We start from the raw sequence: 5,035 nt of genomic DNA on the forward strand, positions 1-5,035 counted from the left end.
GGCATTTAAAACTGCGGCAATATCATCAACCGCCCATTCCAAGGGCTTTGGTATATCGCTGGAAGAAATGAACTGAAAGACTGAACGCAAAATGCCGATGGTTCGGGGAATATATTTAAAGGCCAGCTCGCGGTTGAATTGTCCCGGGCATCTTGTTCTGGCGGCAAACAGGCCGTAGGTCAGGGTTTGCGAATACAGGTCGGCAAACTCTTCCTTGGTCAGACCGGCTATCAAAGCCTGCTTAAAGGCTTCGTAAAAACCCAATATGTTCCCGGCCTTAGCGCTATCTTCTTCCTTTAATTCCTCGGTAATTACTTCGTCCCGTAAAAATCTTGTCCTTTTAGCCAATTCCAATGCCAACGTTTTTGCAGTGTAGGTTTTTGGCAGGCTAAAGGCAAAGAATTTTTCCAGCAATTTTAAAAAGGCTTCTTCATGCTCCGCTGCGGGAACGGCTTTAAGCTTATTCAAAATGAACGGCCGCCCGACCTGCACAGTATCTATGCATTCACCATTGCGGTAAAGCCTGAATTCCAGAAAGTTGGTTAATATCAGGTTGGGAAAAGTATGCAGGTAGCGTTTTAACTGTCCGGTAGTTTCAATTACGTCTAAATTATCCTTGGCCGGTTCTTTGGCCTCAATGTAGCCTATGATATCATGCTGTCCATCCCAGATGCGGAAATCGGGGTTCCCGGCATCGGTTTTTTTAGGCAAAGTGGTAACGGCCGTTTCGTAAAGAGATTTTAAGTAAGTTTTAAGCATAGTTATATTTTCTTTTTCCGTTTTATAGCTTTCTCAACTGCTTTCACGATATCCCCATCCATCAAGTGATACTTCTTCAGCAGCTCCCAGGGCTGGCCCGACTCGCCAAAGGTGTCCCGCACGCCCACCATCTCCATCGGTACCGGACAGTTCTGCGAGACCACCTCGGAAATGGCCGAGCCGAAGCCCGCCATCAACTGGTGCTCCTCGGCGGTAACGATAGCCCCTGTCTCTTTAGCCGCCTTGATGATGGCCTTTTTATCTATGGGCTTTACCGTATGCAGGTTAATCACCCGGGCCGATATGCCTTTTTTTGCGAGCTTTTCGGCCGCCACTAATGACAGGTAGATCAGCAGCCCGCAGGCGAAGATGGTCACATCCTTGCCTTCGCGATATGTCTGGGCCTGGCCGCAGCGGAACGGCGTCTTGTCGGTGGTGATCACCGGCACCGGCTCGCGCCCTAACCGGATATAGACCGGGCCCTTGATTCTGGCCGTTTCCAGCGTGGCCTTGTATGCTTGGTTGGAATCGCACGGAACTATGAGCCGCATATTGGGCAGCACCCGCATCAACGCTATCTCTTCCAGCGCCTGGTGGGTGGCGCCGTCCGGACCCACCGAGAGTCCCCCGTGCGCCCCGTCCCAGGCCCGCCCGGCCAGAAAGACCCCGTAGGTGTTGACAAAAGGTATCTTCCCTGTTAAAGAAAGCCCCCCGGCCATGCCCAGCATGTTCTGCTCGGCGATGCCGATGTCGAAAAATCTCTGGGGGTATTTTTCCTGGAACCTGCCGGTTAAAGTGGATTTGGCCAGGTCGGCGTCCAGCACCACCACATTGGGATTGGTTTTGCCCAACTCCAGCAAAGCGTCGGCATAGCCAAAGCGGGTGGGCTTTTGCTCGATAATTTTAAAATTAAGGTCGGCAACCAAACGATATTTGTTTTTCTGTTTCATCTTATCCATGTTTTTTGACCCAACTCCCTGGGTCAAAACTGGGCCACCGCCAGCCGCACTTCAAACGGGAAATCCCAGATCTCCAGCACCGAGGGCTTTTGGGCCTTGGTTACTTCGCCGGTCTCGGGATTGTAATAGTAAACATACAGCCGGGCATGAACGATCTTTCTGGAAACTGCGCCGTTGGCCCTGATATCTCTGGAGTTTATCAACAGCTCGCCGACCCCTTCGCCTTCTTTGGTCGAATAACCCATCACCAGACCTTCTTTAGCAAAGGGGCGGTAGGGCGGCCTAAAACTCAGCTCAAAGCCCGGCGTGTTGCGGTCAAATTTTATTTGCTTGCCAGTTTTGCAAGTCCAGGGGTCAAAATAGAGCTGCAATCCCGGCAACGGCCGCTGGGTGTCTCTCATCAGCGGATATATTATTTCCACGGCTTTTATCTCTTTCGGGTTTCCTATCTCCAGACCGTGCACATATCCTAAGGCCGGGCCCGACTCCCAGACGTATTTGGAACCGTCCAGGCTCATCTGAAAATTCTGTTTCAGGTCCGGGTGGTAGGTGCATGATACCCCGGCTAAAACAAGAATTCCTGATACTAGGTAAAATATCTTTTTCAATTGCCCGGTGATAACTGATATTCTCACTGCTTCTCCCAGTGCCCTTTTTGAACCTATATTTCATTCCCGGATTAGATTATTTGAGTTCCGCCATGGCCTTTTCGTATTCCTCCTTGCCGGGCGCCCGGCCGTGCCACTCCGCCCGGTTCTCCATGAAGGAAACCCCTTTGCCCTTGACCGTTCTGGCCAGGATCACAGTTGGTTTGCCCTTGATGCCCCGGGCAAAGTCAAAAGCCCTGGCCAGGTGCTGGATGTTGTGGCCGTCCGCTTCTATCACCTGCCAGCGGAAGGCCCGCCACTTGTCGGCCAGGGGCGCGACACCCATCACCTGTTCCACCGGCCCGTCTATCTGCAGATTGTTGTGATCCACGATGGCGCAGAGATTATTCAGCTTAAAGTGCCCGGCGGCCATGGCCGCTTCCCACACCTGTCCCTCCTGCAGTTCGCCGTCGCCCAGTAGGCAATAGACCCGGTTGGACTTCCCGTCCATCCTGAATCCCAACGCGGTCCCGGCCGCCAGCGAAAGTCCCTGTCCCAGAGAACCGCTGGAAGCCTCGACCCCCGGCGTTTTCAGACGGTGGGGATGGCCCTGCAATAGGGATCCCAGATGGCGGAATGTTTTCAGAATTGATCTGGCGAAGTATCCGGATTCAGCCAGCGCGGCATACAGCACCAGGCAGGCGTGCCCCTTGGAAAGGTAAAACCGGTCCCGCCCTTCCCATGAAGGGTTTTTGGGCTGGTGTTGCAGGGCGTAAAAATAAAGAACGGTCATTATCTCGGCTGAGGATAACGACCCTCCGGGATGACCCGAACCGGCGCAGTAGACCATCTCGATGATGTCGCGCCGGATCTGCCGGGCTTGGTTCTTTATGTCTTCGGTATTCATACCAACTTATTTTGGGCCGGCATTATTTTACCGTTGCCTTTCGGTGATCACTATTTCTTGACCTTGGCCCAGTCGGATAGAAATTTCTGGATCCCGATGTCAGTCAACGGGTGTTGGGCCAGCATTTTCAGGACGTTGAAGGGCACGGTGGCGATGTGGGCTCCCAGCTTGGCGCAGTCCAGCACCTGGAGCGGGGTCCTGATGCTGGCCGCCAGTATCTGAGTGGCAAATTCGTAATTCTCGTAGATCTGGACGATCTCCCCTATCAGGTCCATCCCGTATTCCGAGACGTCGTCCAGCCGCCCTACGAAGGGGCTGATGAAGGCGGCCCCGGCCTTGGCGGCCAGCAGGGCCTGATTGGCCGAGAACACCAGGGTGATGTGGGTCTTGATTCCCCGGGCCGAGAGGATCTTGACCGCCTTCAAGCCCTCCAGGGTCATGGGGATCTTGATCGCCACGTTGGGATGGATATTGATCAGCGGCTCCGCTTCGGCCAGCATGTCCGGGGCCTTCTCGCTGATCACTTCGGCCGACACCGGGCCGTTCAGGATGGCGCAGATCTCCCTGACCACCGTGGCAAAATCCCGTCCCTCCTTAGCGATCAGGCTGGGATTGGTGGTTACCCCGTCGATGATGCCCCAGCTGGCGGCTTCTTTGATCTCGGCAAGGTTGGCGGTATCTATGAAAAGCTTCATTTCAGACTCCTGTATTGTTACTATTCAGCCACAAAGGCAAAATACTGGGCAATTCCCATATAGGATAAACACACAAGGTATAAAGTTCATCCTTTGAGACTTGGTGTTCCTTCGACAGAGTTTACCCTGAGTGAACCGAAGGGCTCAGGACATGCTTAGTGGCTCTGAATAGTTACCTGTATTAACAAAAAACCTTCGCTCCAGATTACTGAACGAAAGCGGGTGGTAACGGTTTAATGAAATCTATTATACTTAAATTGCATTTATTTGTCAACCGATGAGCCCAAATTAAGCCCCAATTGGATAAAAAGCCGCCCTGAAAAGCAAGACGGTTTTTTATAAAGTTTCATTCAAACCTTTGGAACCCTGATATTCCTGGCCGGAATCTCAACAACTTTTCCGTTTTTACAAATGGCTATCGGCCTTCCGGCTTTTTTATGTTCGGCCAAGGCCCTGGCCACGCCAAAACGAACGCCGATATCAATAGCGTCGGGTGAGTATGTCTTTTTTGTTTTTTTCATTGTGCTGATCCTTTTATTATATCCCATGTTTTTTCTTGAAGTATTTCCATTGCTGAATTTTCGTTTTTATAAGCCACCAAATAAGGTTGATCTTGGGAATTGTCGTACAATTTCCAACTATCTCCAAAAGGCAGATACAATTTATAAAAGTTCCGCAATCCCTTAAAATATCGTCTTTGAATAACATCCGCCGGAATATTATGCCCACCGCCTGCCATCCTCAAGGCCACTCTTTTGATTGCCAACTCCGGGCTTGCCAGCCAAAGATAGATAAGGGTTATGGAGTAGCCTTTATTTTTGCATTTTCTCAGCAAGGGAACAAATGTCTTTGACGCCATAGTGGTTTCAAAAGCAAAATCCTCGCCCCGGTTTGCCAAATAATGAATTCTCTCCAGCATTAACCTGCCGGCTTGAATAGCCGTTTGTTCCGGTTTAAAAGGGGAGATGCCTGCGGCAATGGCATCGGCGTTGACGTATTCGCGGCGCTTTAACCTCAAAAATGCGCAATATTATCAAAGAAAAGCTTCAAAATAGTTGTAATTACAGCTAATTTCGCATATAATGACTTTTCGCTATAACCGTCCAAAATGGACGGTTATAGCGCAGG

At 51.1% G+C, this 5,035-nt stretch carries 7 protein-coding genes; all 7 read right to left on the reverse strand.

Features of this window, described 5'->3' with window-relative positions; all coding sequences use genetic code 11:
• Positions 1-759, reverse strand: a 759-nt coding sequence (locus HY768_05530; protein MBI4726670.1) for a DNA methyltransferase, incomplete at its 3' end; no start/stop codon positions are given.
• 2 nt (positions 760-761) lie between these two features.
• Positions 762-1,709 (reverse strand): transketolase family protein, encoded by a 948-nt coding sequence (locus HY768_05535; protein ID MBI4726671.1) that lies wholly within the window; start codon positions 1,707-1,709, stop codon positions 762-764.
• Between the two features lie 32 nt (positions 1,710-1,741).
• Entirely contained in the window at positions 1,742-2,353 is a 612-nt protein-coding gene (locus tag HY768_05540; protein MBI4726672.1) for a hypothetical protein, read from the reverse strand.
• Positions 2,354-2,402: 49 nt separating this feature from the next.
• A complete protein-coding gene (locus HY768_05545; protein MBI4726673.1) occupies positions 2,403-3,212 on the reverse strand; it encodes a transketolase in 810 nt (269 codons plus the stop codon).
• 50 nt (positions 3,213-3,262) lie between these two features.
• Positions 3,263-3,907 carry a fructose-6-phosphate aldolase gene (gene fsa / locus HY768_05550; protein MBI4726674.1) on the reverse strand — a complete coding sequence of 215 codons (645 nt, stop codon included), beginning with the start codon at positions 3,905-3,907 and terminating at the stop codon, positions 3,263-3,265.
• A 350-nt stretch (positions 3,908-4,257) separates the two neighbouring features.
• Positions 4,258-4,428 (reverse strand): hypothetical protein, encoded by a 171-nt coding sequence (locus HY768_05555; protein ID MBI4726675.1) that lies wholly within the window; start codon positions 4,426-4,428, stop codon positions 4,258-4,260.
• Positions 4,425-4,925 (reverse strand): zeta toxin family protein, encoded by a 501-nt coding sequence (locus HY768_05560; GenBank protein MBI4726676.1) that lies wholly within the window; start codon positions 4,923-4,925, stop codon positions 4,425-4,427. The genes HY768_05555 and HY768_05560 overlap by 4 nt, the downstream gene beginning before the upstream one ends.
• Between the last annotated feature and the right edge of the window lie 110 nt (positions 4,926-5,035).

Source organism: candidate division TA06 bacterium (assembly GCA_016208585.1).
In the GTDB taxonomy this organism is placed as follows: Bacteria; Edwardsbacteria; AC1; order AC1; family EtOH8; genus UBA5202.

Coding starts and splice junctions, on each gene's coding strand:
- fsa (MBI4726674.1), bottom strand. CDS start 3,907: ATGAAGCTTTTCATAGATACCGCCAACCTTGCCGAGATCAAAGAAGCC.
- HY768_05545 (MBI4726673.1), bottom strand. CDS start 3,212: ATGAATACCGAAGACATAAAGAACCAAGCCCGGCAGATCCGGCGCGAC.
- HY768_05535 (MBI4726671.1), bottom strand. CDS start 1,709: ATGAAACAGAAAAACAAATATCGTTTGGTTGCCGACCTTAATTTTAAA.
- HY768_05555 (MBI4726675.1), bottom strand. CDS start 4,428: ATGAAAAAAACAAAAAAGACATACTCACCCGACGCTATTGATATCGGC.